Source organism: Pseudaestuariivita rosea (assembly GCF_017592335.1).
In the GTDB taxonomy this organism is placed as follows: Bacteria; Pseudomonadota; Alphaproteobacteria; order Rhodobacterales; family Rhodobacteraceae; genus Parasulfitobacter; species Parasulfitobacter rosea.
Genome location: NZ_JACNMP010000031.1, coordinates 1 through 18,175, shown reverse-complemented (window position 1 = coordinate 18,175; position 18,175 = coordinate 1). Strand labels below are relative to the sequence as shown.

Sequence of the window (18,175 nt, the reverse complement as noted above, 5' to 3'; positions counted from 1 at the left end):
GCGAGGGGGCAGAGCCCCCTAAAATAACGCTACGTCATGTGCCACCCTGCCCCGCGGTGTGCCGTCGCACCGGGGTGCACCAAAGGCCCCTTGCACTATCTATAGCGTGAGAAAAACAAGAGGTCACGAATGGACACCCTTCTGCTGTCACGCATCCAGTTTGGCGCAAATATCTCGTTTCATATCCTGTTCCCAACGATCACGATCGCCTTGGGCTGGGTGCTTTTGTATTTCAAGCTCCGCTTTAATTTTTCAAACGACATGAAGTGGATGGAGGCCTATCGGTTCTGGGTCAAAGTCTTTGCCCTGTCCTTCGCCATGGGCGTCGTGTCGGGCATCACCATGTCATTCCAGTTCGGCACCAATTGGCCGGGCTTCATGGAAACTGTCGGCAACATCGCCGGGCCGCTGCTGGCCTATGAGGTCCTGACGGCCTTTTTCCTGGAAGCTGTCTTCCTTGGCATTATGCTGTTCGGTTTTTCCCGCGTGCCGGGGTGGTTGCACACACTTGCGACTTTCCTCGTAGCCTTTGGCACAACCATGTCGGCCTTCTGGATTTTGGTCCTGAACAGCTGGATGCACACGCCCGCAGGGTTTGAAATGCGCGACGGCGTGGCCCATGCGACCGACTGGTTTGCGATCATCTTCAACCCGTCGATGCCCTACCGACTGGCGCATATGTTGCTGGCCTCGGGCCTGACGGTGGCCTTCCTGATCGCGGGTCTGTCGGCCTTCCGCTGGCTGATCGGCGACCGCAGCGCGGGCGTTCGGACGACGCTGCGCACGGGGTTGACGCTGGGCGCGATGCTGATCCCGGTTCAGATTTTCATGGGCGACCTGCACGGTTTGAATACGCTGGAATACCAGCCCCAGAAGGTCGCCGCGATGGAGGGCAACTGGGAAACCGGCCCCAATGTGCCGCTGCTGCTTTTCGCCATCCCCGATGAGGAGGCGCGCGCAAACCGGTTTGAGGTCGCGATCCCCAACGGTGCCTCGCTGATCCTGACCCATGATCCCGATGGCGTTGTGCCCGGCCTGAACGATTTCGTGGCCGAAGACGGCACGGCCCTGCACCCCCCTGTTGCGCCGGTTTTCTATAGCTTCCGCATCATGGTTGGAACCGGCATGGCGATGCTGCTGCTCAGTTGGGCCGCGGTCGGGCTGATGATATACAAACGCCGCGGCGTCGACGGCCTGCCCAAACCGCTGCTGTGGGGGCTGGTACCCATGGCATTTTCTGGTTGGGTCGCGACACTGGCGGGCTGGTACACCACCGAAATCGGCCGCCAACCCTGGCTGGTGCAGGGCGTCATGACCACCGAACAGGCCGTAGCCGATGTGCCGGCCCCCATGGTTGCCTCGACCCTGATTGCCTATCTGGTGGTCTATGCCCTGCTGCTGACGGCCTATATCGGTGTTCTCTTTTATCTGGCGCGCAAGGCCACCAAGGGCGAACCCATTCGCCCGCGCGTGCCCCCATCTGGCGAAGCCATCGTCGCCGCGGAGTAAGCCCATGTATTTATTCGGAGACCCTACCGTCTGGCTGCCCGTGACCTTTGCGGCGCTGATGGGCTTCAGCATCCTGATCTACGTGATCCTTGATGGTTTTGATCTGGGCGTCGGCGTCCTGTTTCCCTTTGCCGATGGCGCGGAAAAGGACCGCATGATCGCGTCAATCGGGCCGTTCTGGGACGCGAACGAAACCTGGTTGGTGCTGGCCATCGGTCTGTTGCTGGTGGCCTTCCCTACGGCGCACGGGGCCATCCTGACCGCGCTTTACCTGCCTGTCGCGGTCATGCTGATCGGGTTGATCCTGCGCGGTGTCGCGTTCGAATTCCGCGCCAAGGCCCCTGCCCCGCACAAACGTGCCTGGAACACCGCGTTCTTTACGGGGTCACTGATGACGTCTCTGTCGCAGGGCTTCATGCTGGGGCTTTACATCATGGGGCTGCAGTACACCTGGGCCACCGTGGCCTTTGCCGGGGTGACGGCAGTTTTCCTGACGGTCGGCTACAGCTTTATCGGGGCGACCTGGCTGATCATCAAAACCGACGAAGCGCTGCAACTGAAAGCCGTTCAATGGGCCAAAGGCGGCATATGGGGCATTGTTCTGGGGCTTTCGGCCATCTCTCTGGCGTCACCCCTGGTCAGTCCGCGCATTTTTGACAAATGGTTTTCCTTCCCCGAGGCGATCCTGCTGGCGCCCATGCCATTGATGTCGGCTGCTCTGATCGCACTGTTGTGGCTGGCGCTGAAGCGGCTGCCCACGCGCGACGATAGTTTCGCCTGGTTCCCATTTGCCGCGTCTATCGTGCTGTTCACACTGGCCTTTTTCGGGCTGGCCTACAGCTTTTATCCCTATGTCGTGCCCGAGCAGCTGACGATATACGAGGCCGCCAGCGCCCCCGAAAGCCTGTTCATCATCCTGATCGGCACCTGCTTCGTGCTGCCCACGATCCTGGGCTACACCGCGCTGGCCTACACCGTGTTCCGTGGCAAGGCGACCGAGTTGCGATATGACTGAAAGAAAAGGCCTGACTGCGACGTCAGGCCTTTATCATTTGATCTGTCAATCCGCGCTCATCAGCTTTTGGCTGTTTGCTCTGACAGCATTGAAACGGCTTTGTTCATTTCGACCAGGAAAACATCCATCGTCTGGCTGAAGGCAACCAAAGCATTCTGATCGACTGATCCACCCTGCGCCACCGTGTTGGCTATCGCACTGACTTTGTCCCAGTGCCCCTTCGCCAGTTCCAGTTGCGCCTTGATTTCGGCGCTTGGGGCTGGGGGAATGCCAGCTTCGGGCAGACCGTTGATGAATGCATTCAGCGACGCGTCAAAAATCCCCAGTGTGTCTTGTAGCTGCGTGCGGCTTCCCTCGACGTCGTACCCCTTGGCGACCAGGCAAAGCTCTTTCGACATTTTCTGGGATAGCATCCGCTGACGACCATAAAGATCGATCAGAATGGCCCCACCTACCCCGGCTTGACCGATTTTCTTCGAATAATACGTGGTCATTTGCGTGGCCATGTCATTATTCATCTTCAACAGCTCGGTCGTCATATCGACAACAGTCCCTGTATCTGCATCGGCCACGTTGCCCTGGTTCAGCTTGGTGTTATAGACCCGTGCCAACTGACGCCAGTTGCTGTCGATTTCCTTCCATTGGTTGATGATCAGCTGGTTCCGCTCGACAAAAAGATTAAGGTTTTCATCACCTTCACGGAACCCCATATGTGACCGCTGATACAAGTCCTGCGCCCCGCGCAGGATTTCGATATTCTGATTTGTGTCCACACCAATGCTGGCATAGCAGAATGACTTGGCCATTCGCTGCGTCAGCATACGTTGGCTACCGGCAATGTTCAGACGGTTTGCAACGCTTTCCTGTGTCACGGCCACATCTGCAGCATAGGCCGGCATCGGTTGTATGAACTGGAATGAACAAACTGCGACTGCGATCCCCACCGCTTTGTCAAAACTAAACGTCATGTTAACTTACCCTTCCACTTGACGTTATACCCCAAACACAAAAACTGTGATCCCTACACTCAACCACTCACCGCTTATGACAGGTGCTACGAAGATATCCCTACGTTAGAAAATTGTTCGCATAATGACGAAAAATTAACGGAACGCTGACGACCTGCCTAAATAATGAATAGGTTAACAAACGGGACCGCCCCAGCGTCGGGGCAATCCCAGATTTCAGGAAGATCAACCCGACATATGCTGTGTCAGCAGTTTCGTGGCCGTATCCATGTCAGACAGAAAATCGTCCATGGATGCATTGAACCGCTTCAATGTCTGCTGATCCGGGGTCTGACCATCGGCGACGGCCTGGGCGATTTCACGCACAGGGGCCCAGTGGGCCTGGGCGGCCTCAAGCTGGGCCTTGATTTCAGGTGTAGGTGCTGCTGGGATCCCCAGATCCGGCAAGCCATTGATGAACGCATCCAGCGACGCATCAAAGATACCCAGAGTTTCCGACAGACCTTCGCGTTTGATGTCGCTTTGATAACCCTGCACGGTCATGCACAGCTCTTTCGACATCTGCTGAGACATCATGCGTTGACGGTCATACATTTCAACCAGAACGGCATTTCCCACGCCGCCTTCCAGCTGTTTGCCATAAGCACGATAGATCAGGCCGGTGAAGTCATATTTCTGATCCAGGATATCCATGGTGATATCCATGGCCTGTTCAAAGTTTTCGCCGGAGGCCGCACCGGCCGTCAAGGACGCACTGTAGATCGTGTCCAGTGACTGCCATGTCTTGTCGACATCGGTCCAGGCATTGATGATCAACTGCTTGCGTTCGACAAACAGGCCCAACTCAACATCGCCGTCCCGAAAGCCGGTGTGTGCGCGCACATAGGTTTCGCGTGTCTCTTCCAGGGTCTGCAAATTCTGTTCGGGGTTGACCCCCAGATCGACAAAACAGAAAGCCTTGGCCATACGTTGCGTCAACATACGTTGGCGTGCAGACACATCCAGCCGAGTCGCGATGGTTTCGGCGGTGACGGCCGTATCCTGAATATTGGCTTGAACTGGTGCTGACTGAAATACACCAAGGGTGGCCACCACACACAGTGACGTCGTGAATTTGGTAATCATGGCGCTCGTTCCTTCACTGACAATACGCGTTATTATACCCGCCTGAGCACCCACCACCCAACTCATACGGACTATCACACGCTGCATGTAGCAAGGCGCCGACCAAGTTCAATCAACCGAAAATTGTAATTTAGTTGCGTCAAACGAATTTTTTGCGAAATAATCGAAAATTATGGTTAATTCTGACTGATAACCCGCCGCGTCACGGCTTTCCAGTTCATCGCATCGGTCAGCGCATCTTCCATTGTCAGAGAATGGTCAAAGGCGCCGTCTTGCAAAAACTGTATGACCTGCGCGATGGTCAGGGGGTTGTTCATCATGAAAGTATGGCTGGTTTTCAGCGTGATGTGATCCGCCATCCCCTCAAGCCGGGTGCTGGCCACCGATACCTTACCATCGTTTTCCCCGTCGATCATCGTGCTGAGCAACGGATTCAGCGATACTGATCCAGCGATGATCCCCACCGGATAATCGGGGGCAGGCAAACGATTGGGCAGACTGCTGTTATCTGTGCCCAGTTCATTTCCAGCGGGGCCGTGCATCCACTCAAAAGCACTAAGATCACCAAGTGTATCCACGATCTCGGACCCGTTGTTCGGCGGCGCCAGCATCACAACCCGCCCCAGATCATCGGGCCTGTGATCCGCCAGCCAGGCCCGCACCAATATCCCCCCCATAGAATGCGTGACAAAATGTATGGGCCGGTCGGCACCACAGCGTGCAACCGCTTTCGGGATCGTTTCATTCGCCAGATTGTGGATATTGTCAGTGGTTGACGGGTAATTCTGATTGACCGTTTTATAACCGGCCTCGCGCAGCGCGGCATCAAGAACGGCAAACGAGGCATCGGTGCGGGCCAGACCATGCAGCAGAACCACACATTGTGCACTGGCCGCCAGAGCCGAGCCGAAAAGAAATGCAAAAGACGTCAGAAGTCTGATCATGATTATATTACATATTATCAAATTGCGGAAACGTAAGGTGGGGAAAACCTGACCCTACGTCAGAAAGCGGATAAAAATCGATACCCAAAAAATGGCCGCCCCGATGATCGGGGCGACATGCTATCATTTTATTTCTTCGACCGGGCACGTAGTGCTGCAAAAGCGCCTGAGACAATCAGACCGGCAATCACGGCCTTGATGGCGTCCCCAATCAGAAACGGTGCCATGAAATTCGCCCAGATGCCTGTCAGCGAAAGATTGACCCAACCGCCCTCAAGCCCGAACAGACCCGCAACGGCCAGCGGCCAGGCCGCGCCGGGCACGTAAATCAGCGCGGCAATCGGAATGGCGATCAGCGCTGCGATCACGGGATTTCTGGTCAGGCCACGCTCGGCCGCCAATCCCGCCAGCCAGGCAATCAGGATAAAGCCCATCAGGAAGCCCGTTGTTGGGCCAATAAATAACCCGGTCAACACTGGCAAACCAACCGCGCCTTTTGCCAGATAAGCCAGAACGGTCGCAACGCCCAGACGTGATCCATAGGCGAAACCGACCATCAGAACGGCCATCGTTTGCAGCGTCATCGGAACAGGGAACATCGGCACCCTGATATGGGCGGACACAGCGATGAACAGCGATCCGCCCAGCACCAGACCGATCTGCTTCAGCACTGTATCATGGCCGATCACGGCTTGTGAAAGAGTATTGGCCTGCATCATTGCATCCTCCTTGTTTATGTCTTGGTGCTGTTTTCCGCCGCGCCTGCGGGAAAGTCAAGCGCCACCCCCTTGTCAAACCCCGCGACACGGGCCTAAAGGGGGCGTCATGTCTGATACGAACACCCGACCCATTGCCCTGATCACCGGCGCCTCACGCGGATTGGGCGCCGCCCTGGCCGAACTGCTGTCTGAGACGCATCATATCGTGGCCGTCGCCCGCACCGTCGGCGCGCTGGAAGAACTTGACGACCGCATCCGCGCCAAAGGGGGCGAGGCGACGCTGGCCCCCATGGATATCACCATCGACGCCGCGATGATGCAGCTGTGCCGCAGCATCTTTGACCGGTGGGGGCATGTGGATTTGTGGGTGCATACGGCCGTGCAGGCCGCACCCATGTCGCCTGCGTCATCGATCCAGGAAAAAGACTGGGACAAATCCATCGCCACGAATGTCCGCGCGGTCGGTCGGCTGATCCAGTTCGTGGCGCCTCTGCTGGACGCAGCGCCCGCGGGCAAGGCCGTTTTCTTTGACGACCCCCGCGGCGGTGAAAAATTCTTTGGCGGCTACGGCGGCACGAAAGCCGCACAAATGGCACTGGTCCGCAGTTGGCAGGCCGAAACGGTAAAAATCGGCCCGCAAGTCGACATTCTGACCCCCCAACCCATGTCTACCGCCACCCGTGCCCGTTTTTTCCCCGGCGAGGATCGCGATGCGCTGGCCAAACCGATGGACGAAGCAAACCGCCTTCTGCCCCACATCCTGAACGACTGAGCCATAGGGATTTGAGTATTTGGGGAACAATAAAGTAATCAACTGTCCTTTATTGTTCTAAAAATACTCTCGCCGAAGGCAGCGCTGCGTCAGCGGCGCCCCACGGCCAACACGTCGGCCTTGCAGCCCCCCGCACCCTTGACTAGGAAAGAACAAAAGGGGGCGGCATGCGCATTCTGATCACCAACGACGACGGCATCAACGCACCGGGCCTTACGGTCCTGCAGGCAATTGCCGAGGATCTGGCGGGACCCGGGGGGCAGGTCTGGACCGTCGCGCCCGCTTTTGAACAATCGGGCGTCGCGCACAAGATTTCCTACACCCATCCCATGATGATCGCCGAACTTGGCCCGCGCCGGTTCGCCGCCGAAGGGTCGCCCGCCGACTGCGTTCTGGCGGGGCTTTACGATGTCATGAACGGCACACGGCCCGATCTGGTGCTGTCGGGTGTCAACCGCGGCAATAACTCCGCCGAAAACGCGCTTTATTCCGGCACCCTTGGCGGCGCGATGGAGGCCGCGTTGCAAGGCCTGCCCGCCGTTGCCTTATCGCAATACTACGGCCCGCTGAATGTCGCCCTCGATGACCCGTTTGAGGCCGCAGCGGCACATGGCGCTGATCTGGTGCGCAAACTGTTGGATCACGGATTTGACGACAATGACGATTACCGCCTGTTTTACAACGTCAATTTCCCCCCTATGCCCGCCGATCAGGTCAAAGGCACCAAAATCGCGGCCCAGGGCTATCGCCGCGACACCAGCTTTGGTGTTGAACCACATCTGTCACCGTCGGGCCGGAAATTTCTGTGGATCAAGGGCGGGGCACAGAATGTACCGACGGCGCCCGAAACAGACGCGGCGGTGAACCTGGATGGCTATATATCCGTCACACCCATGCGCGCAGATCTGACCGCCCATGACGCGCTTGAGCGATTGCAAAGCCTGTTCTGATGACCACCGACGCCGAACGCAAAATGCAATTCCTGTTCGCCCTGCGATCCCGCGGGGTGACAGATGCGCGTGTGCTGACGGCCATGGAAAAGGTCGATCGCGGCCCCTTTGTCAAGGGGCTGTTCGCCGAACGTGCGTATGAAGACATGCCCTTGCCCATCGCCTGCGGCCAGACGATCAGCCAGCCGTCCGTCGTGGGCCTGATGACCCAGGCGCTGGACGTGCAGCCGCGCGACAAGGTGCTGGAAGTCGGCACCGGGTCCGGTTATCAGGCCGCGATCCTCAGCCAGTTGGCCCGGCGCGTCTATACCGTCGACCGCCATAAGCGCCTGGTGCAGGAAGCCCGCGCGGTTTTTACCGAACTTGACCTGACCAATATCACCGCAATCACCGCCGATGGCAGCCACGGTTTGCCCGATCAGGCGCCCTTTGACCGCATTATCGTAACGGCCGCTGCGGAAGATCCGCCAGGTCCGCTCTTGGCTCAGCTTAAGATCGGGGGTATCATGGTGTTGCCGGTCGGGCAGTCGGATGCCGTTCAAAGTCTGATACAGGTGAAACGGACGGATACGGGATACGATTATAACGAGCTGCGCTCGGTCCGGTTTGTGCCCCTGATCGAAGGGGTGGGAAAAGAGTAGAGGAGCCCGAAACAGGGCCCGGGGATATTGAGGATGAGAGCCATGGCCCATATGCGCCGTAACAGTTTCCGTGCAATCCTGATGGGGGGCGCGCTGCTTGCGCTGGCCGCCTGTGATGAACCACTTGATCTGGATCTGCGGGATCTGGCAAAAAGTGACGCCGATACGACCGCTGCGGTTCAGGGGCGCACGGCCAGCCGGCCGCCTGTCGATGATCGCGGTATTATCTCATACCCGAACTATCAGGTCGTGGTGGCCCGACGCGGTGATACGGTGACCGATATCGCCAACCGCATCGGCGTGCCAGCGCCCGAACTGGCCAGCTTTAACGGCTTGCGCGTCAATGACCGTCTGCGCGCGGACGAGGTGTTGGCCCTGCCCAATCGTGTGTCTGAGCCATCCCCTGCAACAGGCTCAATCATCACCGGGCCAATCACGCCATCATCCGTCGATGTCACAACTCTGGCGGGCAGTGCCATCGACAGTGCCGAAAATCGCCGGGGCGGGCCCGTGATCACGCCTCGGTCACAACTGCCGGAAACGGGCATCGAACCTGTCCGACATCAGGTGGAACGCGGCGAAACGGCCTTTTCCATCGCGCGACTTTACAACGTGTCTGTGAATGCATTGGCGGAATGGAACGGCCTTGGCCCGGATCTGGAAGTGCGCCAGGGGCAATTCATCCTGATCCCTGTTGTCATGCCAATCGAAATCGCGCGCGGCACAGCGGCGCCCGGTACCGGCTCGGACACACCAACACCGCCCAGTGCGGCGCAGCCTCTGCCACGGGAAACAACGCAGCCCGCGGCCCAGGCACAGGCCGCACCGCCCTCGCCCAATCTGGGGGCGGATCGTACGGCTGTATCGCAGCCCAATGCGCGTATGGTTTACCCGGTTTCGGGTAATATTATCCGAGCCTACAGAAAAGGCACTAATGACGGTATTGATATCGCAGCCCGCCCCGGTACACCTGTCAAAGCGGCAGCTTCTGGTACTGTTGCGGCGATCACGCGGGACACCAACCAGGTGCCCATCGTCGTGCTGCGCCATTCGGGCGATATCCTGACAGTCTACGCGCGCGTCGATAACCTGCGCGTCAGCAAAGGGGACCGGGTCGAGCGAGGACAAACCATAGCGACAGTGCGCGATGCCGACCCCAGCTATCTGCATTTTGAGGTTCGCGAAGGGTTGGATAGCGTCGATCCGGTGCCGTATCTGAACTGATACATATGATCTAAGGGCGAAGGGGGCTCTGCCCCCTCGTGCCTTCGGCCCTCACCCCCGGAGTATTTTGGGAACAATAAAGCATATGCCCGCACTTTATTGTTCCCCAAATACTCAAATCCCACCGTTCGTAACTATAAGCTGCTGTTAGCATTTGAGGCGTAGAACGGCCCCCACGATATCGTACAGAAATGGTTTTCCAGAACTTGTGTTTTGGCTTGGAACCCCAAGACATAAGCCGCCTGAAAGATCATGCATGAGACTTGAAAGCGGGGGCTTGCGACCCCTTTCTGGCGAACCAACCCTCAAGACGGTGGCGCCACCTTTCTTATCAGATCAGACCTCAGACCCTGCCACCCAAAGGTGATGCGGGGCAAAGGGCGTTGACAGATCAACTGCGCCGTCCCGGACTTGATCCGGGACCTCTGACCACGTTCTAGATCGCCTTGAAATGCTTCGACAGTTTCAACCCCTGTCCCTGATAATTCGACGCGATGTCCTGACCGTAAAGTTGCCTGGGCACCTCGGCCATACGTTCATAGATCAGGCGGCCGACGATCTGGCCGTGTTCCAATACAAATGGCGCCTCGTGACAGCGCACCTCAAGCACGCCGCGTGATCCGGACCCACCGGCGCGGGCATGGCCGAAACCGGGGTCGAAGAACCCCGCATAATGCACCCGAAATTCACCCACCATCGCCAGATAGGGGGCCATTTCGGCGGCGCAATCGGGCGGGATTGTCACCGCCTCTTGACTGACCAGAATATAGAACGCGCCGGGGTCCAGGATAATCCGGCCTTCGCGGGTATGGATCGGCTCCCAATACTCCTCGGGCTCATAAAACGCCAAACGGTCCAGGTCGATCACACCCGTGTGCGGTTTCGCACGAAAGCCGACCAGATCACCCTCCACCGGGCGCAGATCGACAGAAAAGCCAAGCCCATCATCGATATGCGCCTGACCCGAGACCAGCGTTTCCTCGGCATGCAGCTTGCGCAGCTCAATATCGCTCAGCACCGATTGCCCGCGCCGGAACCGGATCTGGTTCAAGCGCATACCAGGGCGCACCAATACGCTGAACGATCGCGGGCAGATCTCGGCATAAAGCGGGCCAGTATAGCCGGGTGAAATCCGGTCAAATTCGACCCCGCCGTCGGTGATTGTGCGCGTCAGCAGATCCAGCCGCCCGGTTGAGCTTTTGGCATTCGCCACCGCCTGAATATCACCTGGCAATGCCAGCCGTTCCATCAGCGGCACCACGTAAACCGCGCCTTTTTCCAGAACCGCACCGTCGTTCAGGTCGATCCGGTGCATCTCGAACTCATCCAACCGGCTGGCCACAGTCGCGCCCTGACCGGCCAGGAACGAGGCGCGCACGCGATAGGCAACGGCCCCCAGACGCAGATCAAGGCTGGCGGGCTGAACCTGTTCTGGGCGGATCGGATCGCTGGCCTGCAGGGCGCCATCGCGGACCAGCGCTTCGATCATCTGACTTGGTAAAACGCCCATGACTGCCCCTGTTAAAAAGCCCGCAGGCAGATGCCGGCGGGCCGTTTTGATTGGTCGGGCTAGCAGGACTTGAACCTGCGACCTTCCGTCCCCCAGACGGACGCGCTACCAGGCTGCGCCATAGCCCGACGTTGGCGTAGTCATACTGATTTGGCGGCAGGGGGCAAGGGCCTTTTTCAGCGGATCGTCACAGTTTATCCGCCAACCTGTTCCGACATACGGTCTTTCAGCGCCTGCAGCTTTTCCAGCACCGGCCTGACCTGCGACGCACGCACACGGATTGTCGCCGGATCGGTTTGCGCAAGTGCGGTCAGAATACCCGGTTCGACGCTGATGCTGCCATCTTCGGGATCAGCGGGGATATTGCGCGCGCGGGCAACGACCGGTTGTTCGACCTCATCAAACAGGAATTCGTTCTGAAACAGATTATCCGCGCCTGCGGGCGCCAGGGGCACAACATTATCGCCGTCCTCGATATGCGCGTCATCCGCGATATTGTCGGTCACACCGCCTTCCAAAGACGGGCCAAGGGCGGCGATGTGCTTGACGCCCTCTTTCTGCAGCATCTTTTTGACGGCGCTGATGGTCATGCCGTCTTCGTGCAGCAGCTTTTTGATCCCGCCCAGCAACATCATGTCCGACGGACGGTAATACCGACGCCCACCGGCCCGTTTAACGGGTCTGATCTGGGGAAATTTGCTTTCCCAGAATCGTAGAACGTGGGGCGGCGTTTCCAGCCATTCCGCCACTTCCGAGATCGTCCGAAAGGCGTCGCGGGCCTTTTTCTGCATGGGTTATCTCTTGTTTCCGGCGGCCACGCGATCTTTCATCAGGTGCGACGGGCGGAAGGTCAGAACGCGGCGGGGATGGATCGGAACCTCTTCGCCGGTTTTCGGATTGCGGCCCACACGGGCGGCTTTTTCGCGGACCGAAAAGGTGCCAAAAGAAGATATTTTTACGCTTTCGCCGCGCACCAGAGCGTCGGACATATGGTTCAGAACGCTTTCAACCAATTGCGCGCTTTCGTTGCGCGACAGGCCCACCTCGCGAAACACAGCTTCACTCAGATCCATGCGGGTCAGTGTCTTTTCGGCCATCGGTGCGCTCCTTCGTTGCATGGGCGACAATAGGCCAATGGCATTTTCCGAGTCAATATCAAGGACTTGTCCGGCAAACCCGTGCCGATTACCAGCGTAAAACGACCGCACCCCAGGCTAAACCGCCACCAATCGCCTCGGTCACGATCAGATCATCCGGTTTCAACTGGCCACGGGACTTGCCCACCGACAGCGCCAGGGGAATCGATGCCGCGGATGTATTGCCGTGATCCTGCACCGTCAGAACGACACGATCCATGGGCAGGCCCATCTTTTGCGCGGTGCCCTTGATGATGCGCAGGTTGGCCTGATGTGGCACGATCCAGTCGACATCGGCGCTGGCCACACCGGCCTTGGCCATCGCTGCTTCGGCGGTCTGGGTCAGCTTTTCGACGGCATGGCGAAACACCTCTTTACCCTGCATCCGCAGATGGCCGGTCGTCTGTTTCGACACGCCACCATCGACGTAAAGCAGGTCGCGGTATTGCCCGTCAGAATGCAGATCCGTCGATAGAATCCCCCGATCCGCAGCGGTGCCATCGCCATCACCGGCCTGCAGCAGAACGGCGCCAGCCCCGTCCCCGAACAGCACACAGGTGCTGCGATCGGTCCAATCCATGATCTTGCTAAAGGTTTCTGACCCGATGACCAGCACCCGTTCGGCCTGCCCCGACACGATCAGCGCATTGGCATTGGCCAGTGCATAGACGAACCCCGCGCAGACCGCCTGCACGTCAAAGGCAAACCCGCCCGACATGCCCAGTTCGGCCTGCACCATGGTGGCCGAGGACGGAAATGTCAGATCGGGGGTCGAGGTCGCGACTATGATCGCATCGACCTGACCCGCCTCAACACCGGCATCCTTCAACGCCGCGCGGGCGGCGGCGGTAGCCATAAAAGACGTCGTTTCCTGGTCCGAGGCGAAATGGCGCCGCTCAATACCGGATCGCGCGCGAATCCAGTCGTCGCTTGTGTCCAGTGTCTTTTCGAATTCTGCGTTTTCAACCACCCGTTCGGGCAGATAGTGGCCTGTGCCGGTGACGATGGCTCGTCTCATGCAATTTTGCCTTTTGAACTGCTCTGTCCGACATCTTGGGCCAGCTCTGCGGCCGATGCAACCCGGGCGGCCAGACGTTCGGTAAAGCCCGACTCGGCCAGCCGGAAGGCCAGATGCACGGCCGAGGCCACGCCAAGCGAATCCGATGATCCGTGCGATTTGACCACAGTGCCGTTCAGGCCCAGGAACACGCCGCCGTTCACCCGACGCGGATCAATCCGTTTGCGCAGACGGTTCAGAGATGTCAGCGCAAGGACCGCCGCGATACGCGATAGGGGTGAATACTGAAACGCCTCTTTCAGCAGTTCGCGAATGATTTTGGCGGTGCCTTCCCCTGTTTTCAGGGCGATATTGCCGGTAAAGCCGTCCGTCACGATAACATCGACGCGGTCTGATGGCATATCACCGCCTTCCACAAATCCGATGTATTCGAAATCGGCCCGACCGGCGGCGCGCATGATCATTTCCTGCGCAACTTTCAGTTCGGCACGGCCCTTGTTCTCTTCGGTGCCGACATTCAGCAGACCCACTCTGGGGCGACTTATGCCCAGGCCGTTTCGCGCGTAAGATGCACCCATCAGCGCATATTGCAGCAGATCTTCTTCGTCGGCGCGCACATCGGCGCCCACATCCAGCATGATATTAAATCCGCCAGGGTTGCGCGAAGGCCACAGACAGGCAATCGCGGGGCGGTTCACGCCCTCAACCTTGCGCAGACGAATCATCGACAGGGCCATCAAGGCGCCGGTGTTGCCGCACGACACGCATACCTCGGCCTCGCGGTTGCGCACAGCTTCAATGGCAGACCACATCGATGTGCCCTTGCCATTGCGCATGACCTGTGACGGCTTGTCTTCCATCGTGACCACGCCCTGAGCATCCCGAATCTCACACCGGTCCTGCAGGCGGCGCTTTTGTACAAGCGCTTCCAACTGGTCCTTGGGACCGTGCAAAATAAAGGCAATATCGGTATTTTTGGACGCAGACAGCGCAAGACCTGCAACAACTGCCGCAGGTCCCAGATCGCCGCCCATAGCGTCGACCGAAATAACAATGCGCCCGGTTTGGCGCGGTGCCAGTGAGGAATTCTCGTTTGGCATAGCGCCCTGTTACCAGATTTAGGCTGCGTCGTCTTCGTCTAGGTCCACTTCGTCGACCATTGCGATCACCTCGCGGTCATCATAATGACCACAGGCCGCGCAGACGTGATGCGGACGCTTCAGTTCGCCACAGTTTGGGCATTCATTTGGGTTCGCAGCCACCAGCGCGTCATGGGCGCGACGGTTGTTGCGGCGCGATTTCGAAATCTTATTCTGAGGGACAGCCATGTCTCAACCTCGGGTCTAGTGTTCAGGGCACATGGCCCATCCGTGTCGTTTCGGGATAGGGGCGGGCGATACCGGATATAAAGCCTGGTGTCCACCCCGGTGAATTCCAGAAGCGCCTAAATACTGCGATTCTGCGCCCGTGCAAGTGTTTTATCGGATCAATCCCCATCTTTCGCCAGTTTGTCACGCAACGACGCCAGTCCGGCAAAGGGGCGGGCCTCGTCATCGGTCATCGGCGCCTTGCCGGGTTCGGTGAAAACCGCCGCATCCAGCGCTGCGCCATCGGCCCGTGGGTAAAGCGGCAGCGCCAGGGCCAGCGCCTCGGCCAGAACATCACGCAGATTGATGGTGGCGGGCAGCGGTTCAACGGTGTCATCCTCGGGCATCTCGACCTCAGACGCATCAGGCTGGTCGGCCATATGGGCCAGATACAGACGGCGAATGTCCTCCTCAATCCGCGTCGTCACCGGGGCCAGCGTCACGATACAGGGCTGCACCACCGTAGCCCCCAGATGCGCCGTCAGCGCCCAGTCGTCCCGCCCCTGCGGCGCGATCTGCCCCTGCAGACGGACCTTGCGCAAATCCAGCAGCTCAAGCCGCTTGGTCAGATCAGCCAGCATATCAGCGTCGGCGGTCATATCGAACGCGGTGGGCTTTCTTTGCGACAGATCCGCGATGCGCAACGTAAAGCTATGTGGCATGACCGGCACTTTCCATTCTTGAAGACCCCTGCGCGCTTCTATAAGCCTCTGGCAAAGAAACGCCAAGCCATGAGGGATCGATGCGGGGTATCGTTAAATTTGCGATCGGCACATTGCTGATACTGACACTGACCGCCTGCGTCGCGACATTCCGCAACCACGGCTATGTTCCCACCGACACCGAGCTTGAGGATATCATCGTCGGCATCGACACCCGCGACAGTGTGATCGACACGCTTGGCATGCCGTCGTCTGAAGGCGCGCTGAACGAACGCGGGATTTTCTATGTCCAAAGCCGCTGGCGCCACTATGCCTATCAGGAACCGCGCGCCGTCGACCGCCAGCTGGTGGTGATCCGGTTTGATGAAAACGAAGTGGTGCGCAATGTGGAACGGTTCACCCTGGAAGACGGCAAGGTCGTCCCCCTGGCCCGCCGCGTAACAACAAGCAATATCGAAGACATCACCTTCCTGCGTCAACTGCTTGGCAACATCGGCAACTTCGACCCCGGCAGCTTTCTGGGCGGCAGTCCGGATACGGAGTAAAGCTGCAATCGTGTGAAGTTGGCCCATTGAGCCTAGCCGTCGTGCACATACTCCAGCAGATCACCGGGCTGGCAGTGCAGGGCTTTGCAGATCGCCTCAAGCGTATTGAACCGCACGCCCCGGGCCTTGCCGGATCTTAGCATCGACAGGTTTTGTTCCGATATCCCGATCTGGGCGGCCAATTCGCGTGAGGTCATCTTGCGCTGCGCCAGCGCCACGTCCAGACGTACGACAATAGGCATGTCAGATGACCTCTTGATGATCTTGCCACAGCTCGGCCCCCAGGACGAAGGCGCGCGAAATGAATGTGGCCAGCAGGGCGGCGAAGGCTGTTGAAATCTGGGGTGTGCCCACATTGATCGCAATCGAACGTTCGCCTGGTGGGAAATGCCAGGACGCCACAGCCGTTGCCAGGGCGAACGCCAGAATGCCCCAGACCAGCATAAGCCAAAGCCAAAGCCAGCGCGCCGTCAGCGTTGCGGCACGTCCTGCCCTGTGCACATCGGCTTCGGTCAGTGCGGTAAAGATCATCCGGGCGCAGGTCACGACCAACGCCCAGACCGCAATCTGGCTTAGGACGATCCCGGTCAGTGCGCCGCTTTGCCAGGGGCGCGGTATTACCTGTTCATACCCCGCAGCAATGATCAGAAACCGCCCCGTGCCTTCTGTGTCAAGGATCAGCATCGCAATCAGCCCTGCGGCAGAGGCCCCAAGAACGCACAGGGCAGCAAAAAGAATCCAACCCAGCATGCGGGCGGATCGCAAAAAGGGACGCGTTTCAACAGATGACATGTTTTAAGCCTATATATTCATGTTTAACATTAATATATTCATGCTATATCAAGATTCTTAGGAGTTCAACAGTCATGTATAAAACGACCTTATGCGCGATAGCCCTGGGCATATTGACCGGATGCGGCAGCCTGTCGCCTGCCGGTATGATCGCGGCGTCACGGCTAGATCCGCTGGAAACACCGCCTGCAGATATCTCGGTCGCAGTCAGTGTCCCAAAGGTGGTGCGATTGCGGGATGGGGACGCAGAGCTGACGCTGTCATTTACCCCTGCCAGCGGGCGGGCTGGCGATACCGTTCTGGCGCAGGTGCCCCTGACCGTGACCGCCACGGCGGATGGCCCGCGCGCCCCCGCTGCGGATGAGGCGATTTATGTCTTTGGCTTCAATGCAGATGCGGCAAACGCACTGTCCGTCGCGCAGGACCGGATCAAGGGCCTGCGCGCACGCGGTGTTGAGGGCAAAGGATCGCTAAGCATCGGTGTGACAGGCGGGTGTCTGACAGCGCCCCTGCCCGGCGCACTGCCTGTGGCCACATGGCTGCGCACTGGTGATGATGCATTCGTGCCCCTGACGCGCCCCACCGATATGTTGCAGGCGCTACAGCCTGAAGATCGCGACCTGCTGATCCAGGGCCTTCAGCCCTGCTGAACATCCCTATGCAAAGAAAAAGGCCGCCCCCGGGGCGACCTTTATCATGAGATCCCGGATCAAGTCCGGGATACGCCACTATGAGCTTACTCGATGATTTTCGATACGACGCCAGCGCCGACGGTTCTGCCGCCTTCGCGGATGGCGAAGCGGAGGCCTTGTTCCATGGCGATCGGCGCGATCAGTTCGACGCCGAAGCTGACGTTGTCGCCGGGCATCACCATCTCAGTGCCTTCGGCCAGCGTCACCGTGCCGGTCACATCCGTCGTCCGGAAATAGAACTGCGGGCGGTAGTTGGCGAAAAACGGCGTGTGCCGGCCGCCTTCGTCCTTGGTCAGGATATAGGCTTCGGCCTCAAACTTCGTGTGTGGCGTTACCGAGCCGGGCTTGCACAGCACCTGGCCACGCTCAACGCCTTCGCGATCCACACCCCGCAGCAGCGCGCCGATGTTGTCACCAGCTTCACCACGATCCAGCAGTTTGCGGAACATTTCCACACCTGTGCAGGTCGTCTTGGTGGTGTCGCGGATGCCCACGATTTCGATCTCGTCGCCCACGTTGATCACGCCGCGTTCCACACGACCGGTCACAACAGTCCCACGGCCGGAGATTGAGAACACGTCCTCGA

At 58.8% G+C, this 18,175-nt stretch carries 22 protein-coding genes and 1 tRNA gene; 8 read left to right on the top strand and 15 right to left on the bottom strand.

The genetic code is table 11. The annotated features are described in order from the left end of the window. Positions 1-129: 129 nt before the first annotated feature. Complete coding sequence (locus H7848_RS16100; RefSeq protein ID WP_208353495.1) at positions 130-1,509, top strand: cytochrome ubiquinol oxidase subunit I; 1,380 nt, start codon at positions 130-132, stop codon at positions 1,507-1,509. A gap of 4 nt (positions 1,510-1,513) precedes the next feature. After that, positions 1,514-2,524, top strand: a complete 1,011-nt coding sequence (locus H7848_RS16095; protein WP_208353492.1) for a cytochrome d ubiquinol oxidase subunit II — start codon at positions 1,514-1,516, stop codon at positions 2,522-2,524. A 59-nt stretch (positions 2,525-2,583) separates the two neighbouring features. Here the strand turns inward: H7848_RS16095 and H7848_RS16090 are convergent, their stop codons facing one another. From H7848_RS16090 to H7848_RS16075, 4 genes are all read right to left on the bottom strand, one after another. Continuing rightward, positions 2,584-3,492: a type IV pili methyl-accepting chemotaxis transducer N-terminal domain-containing protein gene (locus H7848_RS16090; protein WP_208353490.1), complete on the bottom strand. Its 909-nt coding sequence runs from the start codon at positions 3,490-3,492 to the stop codon at positions 2,584-2,586. 225 nt (positions 3,493-3,717) lie between these two features. Continuing rightward, positions 3,718-4,617 carry a type IV pili methyl-accepting chemotaxis transducer N-terminal domain-containing protein gene (locus H7848_RS16085; RefSeq protein WP_208353489.1) on the bottom strand — a complete coding sequence of 300 codons (900 nt, stop codon included), beginning with the start codon at positions 4,615-4,617 and terminating at the stop codon, positions 3,718-3,720. A gap of 176 nt (positions 4,618-4,793) precedes the next feature. Further along, a complete protein-coding gene (locus H7848_RS16080; protein WP_208353486.1) occupies positions 4,794-5,561 on the bottom strand; it encodes an alpha/beta fold hydrolase in 768 nt (255 codons plus the stop codon). Positions 5,562-5,689: 128 nt separating this feature from the next. Next, positions 5,690-6,280 (bottom strand): biotin transporter BioY, encoded by a 591-nt coding sequence (locus H7848_RS16075; protein ID WP_237072801.1) that lies wholly within the window; start codon positions 6,278-6,280, stop codon positions 5,690-5,692. Between the two features lie 106 nt (positions 6,281-6,386). Between H7848_RS16075 and H7848_RS16070 the strand changes: the two genes are divergently transcribed. The 4 genes from H7848_RS16070 (at position 6,387) to H7848_RS16055 (ending at position 9,867) form a co-directional block, all read left to right on the top strand. Next, positions 6,387-7,052, top strand: coding sequence for an SDR family oxidoreductase (locus H7848_RS16070; protein WP_208353483.1), 666 nt, complete (start codon positions 6,387-6,389; stop codon positions 7,050-7,052). A gap of 167 nt (positions 7,053-7,219) precedes the next feature. Then, on the top strand, positions 7,220-8,002 hold the full coding sequence (surE, locus tag H7848_RS16065) for a 5'/3'-nucleotidase SurE (protein WP_208353480.1): 783 nt from the start codon (positions 7,220-7,222) through the stop codon (positions 8,000-8,002). Beyond that, a complete protein-coding gene (locus tag H7848_RS16060) occupies positions 8,002-8,643 on the top strand; it encodes a protein-L-isoaspartate(D-aspartate) O-methyltransferase (RefSeq protein WP_208353478.1) in 642 nt (213 codons plus the stop codon). The genes surE and H7848_RS16060 overlap by 1 nt, the downstream gene beginning before the upstream one ends. Positions 8,644-8,685: 42 nt before the next feature. Beyond that, complete coding sequence (locus H7848_RS16055; protein ID WP_336512134.1) at positions 8,686-9,867, top strand: peptidoglycan DD-metalloendopeptidase family protein; 1,182 nt, start codon at positions 8,686-8,688, stop codon at positions 9,865-9,867. Positions 9,868-10,303: 436 nt separating this feature from the next. Here the strand turns inward: H7848_RS16055 and H7848_RS16050 are convergent, their stop codons facing one another. The 8 genes from H7848_RS16050 to H7848_RS16015 form a co-directional block, all read right to left on the bottom strand. Further along, complete coding sequence (locus tag H7848_RS16050) at positions 10,304-11,377, bottom strand: 2'-deoxycytidine 5'-triphosphate deaminase (protein ID WP_208353473.1); 1,074 nt, start codon at positions 11,375-11,377, stop codon at positions 10,304-10,306. A gap of 51 nt (positions 11,378-11,428) precedes the next feature. Continuing rightward, positions 11,429-11,505, bottom strand: a tRNA-Pro gene (locus H7848_RS16045). Between the two features lie 66 nt (positions 11,506-11,571). Beyond that, positions 11,572-12,168, bottom strand: coding sequence for a MerR family transcriptional regulator (locus tag H7848_RS16040; protein WP_208353471.1), 597 nt, complete (start codon positions 12,166-12,168; stop codon positions 11,572-11,574). Positions 12,169-12,171: 3 nt separating this feature from the next. After that, on the bottom strand, positions 12,172-12,474 hold the full coding sequence (gene ihfA / locus H7848_RS16035) for an integration host factor subunit alpha (RefSeq protein WP_208353469.1): 303 nt from the start codon (positions 12,472-12,474) through the stop codon (positions 12,172-12,174). Positions 12,475-12,562: 88 nt separating this feature from the next. Next, the gene (locus H7848_RS16030; protein ID WP_208353467.1) at positions 12,563-13,531 is read right to left on the bottom strand and encodes a beta-ketoacyl-ACP synthase III; all 969 of its coding nucleotides are present in this window, start codon (positions 13,529-13,531) and stop codon (positions 12,563-12,565) included. Continuing rightward, positions 13,528-14,631, bottom strand: coding sequence for a phosphate acyltransferase PlsX (gene plsX / locus H7848_RS16025; RefSeq protein WP_208353464.1), 1,104 nt, complete (start codon positions 14,629-14,631; stop codon positions 13,528-13,530). The genes H7848_RS16030 and plsX overlap by 4 nt, the downstream gene beginning before the upstream one ends. 18 nt (positions 14,632-14,649) lie before the next feature. After that, complete coding sequence (gene rpmF / locus H7848_RS16020) at positions 14,650-14,859, bottom strand: 50S ribosomal protein L32 (protein WP_208353462.1); 210 nt, start codon at positions 14,857-14,859, stop codon at positions 14,650-14,652. A gap of 158 nt (positions 14,860-15,017) precedes the next feature. Continuing rightward, the gene (locus H7848_RS16015; protein ID WP_208353460.1) at positions 15,018-15,560 is read right to left on the bottom strand and encodes a YceD family protein; all 543 of its coding nucleotides are present in this window, start codon (positions 15,558-15,560) and stop codon (positions 15,018-15,020) included. An 80-nt stretch (positions 15,561-15,640) separates the two neighbouring features. Between H7848_RS16015 and H7848_RS16010 the strand changes: the two genes are divergently transcribed. Beyond that, positions 15,641-16,105, top strand: a complete 465-nt coding sequence (locus H7848_RS16010) for an outer membrane protein assembly factor BamE (RefSeq protein ID WP_208353459.1) — start codon at positions 15,641-15,643, stop codon at positions 16,103-16,105. A 32-nt stretch (positions 16,106-16,137) separates the two neighbouring features. On the opposite strand, the gene H7848_RS16005 is transcribed toward H7848_RS16010, so the two are convergent. Together H7848_RS16005 and H7848_RS16000 are read right to left on the bottom strand one after the other, a co-directional pair. Further along, complete coding sequence (locus H7848_RS16005; RefSeq protein WP_208353457.1) at positions 16,138-16,347, bottom strand: helix-turn-helix domain-containing protein; 210 nt, start codon at positions 16,345-16,347, stop codon at positions 16,138-16,140. 1 nt (position 16,348) lies between these two features. Beyond that, on the bottom strand, positions 16,349-16,855 hold the full coding sequence (locus H7848_RS16000; protein WP_208353455.1) for a hypothetical protein: 507 nt from the start codon (positions 16,853-16,855) through the stop codon (positions 16,349-16,351). Between the two features lie 116 nt (positions 16,856-16,971). Between H7848_RS16000 and H7848_RS15995 the strand changes: the two genes are divergently transcribed. Continuing rightward, complete coding sequence (locus H7848_RS15995) at positions 16,972-17,547, top strand: hypothetical protein (RefSeq protein WP_208353452.1); 576 nt, start codon at positions 16,972-16,974, stop codon at positions 17,545-17,547. Positions 17,548-17,633: 86 nt separating this feature from the next. Here the strand turns inward: H7848_RS15995 and H7848_RS15990 are convergent. Continuing rightward, on the bottom strand, positions 17,634-18,175 hold a 542-nt coding region (locus H7848_RS15990; RefSeq protein WP_272874418.1), incomplete at its 5' end, for an EF-Tu C-terminal domain-related protein.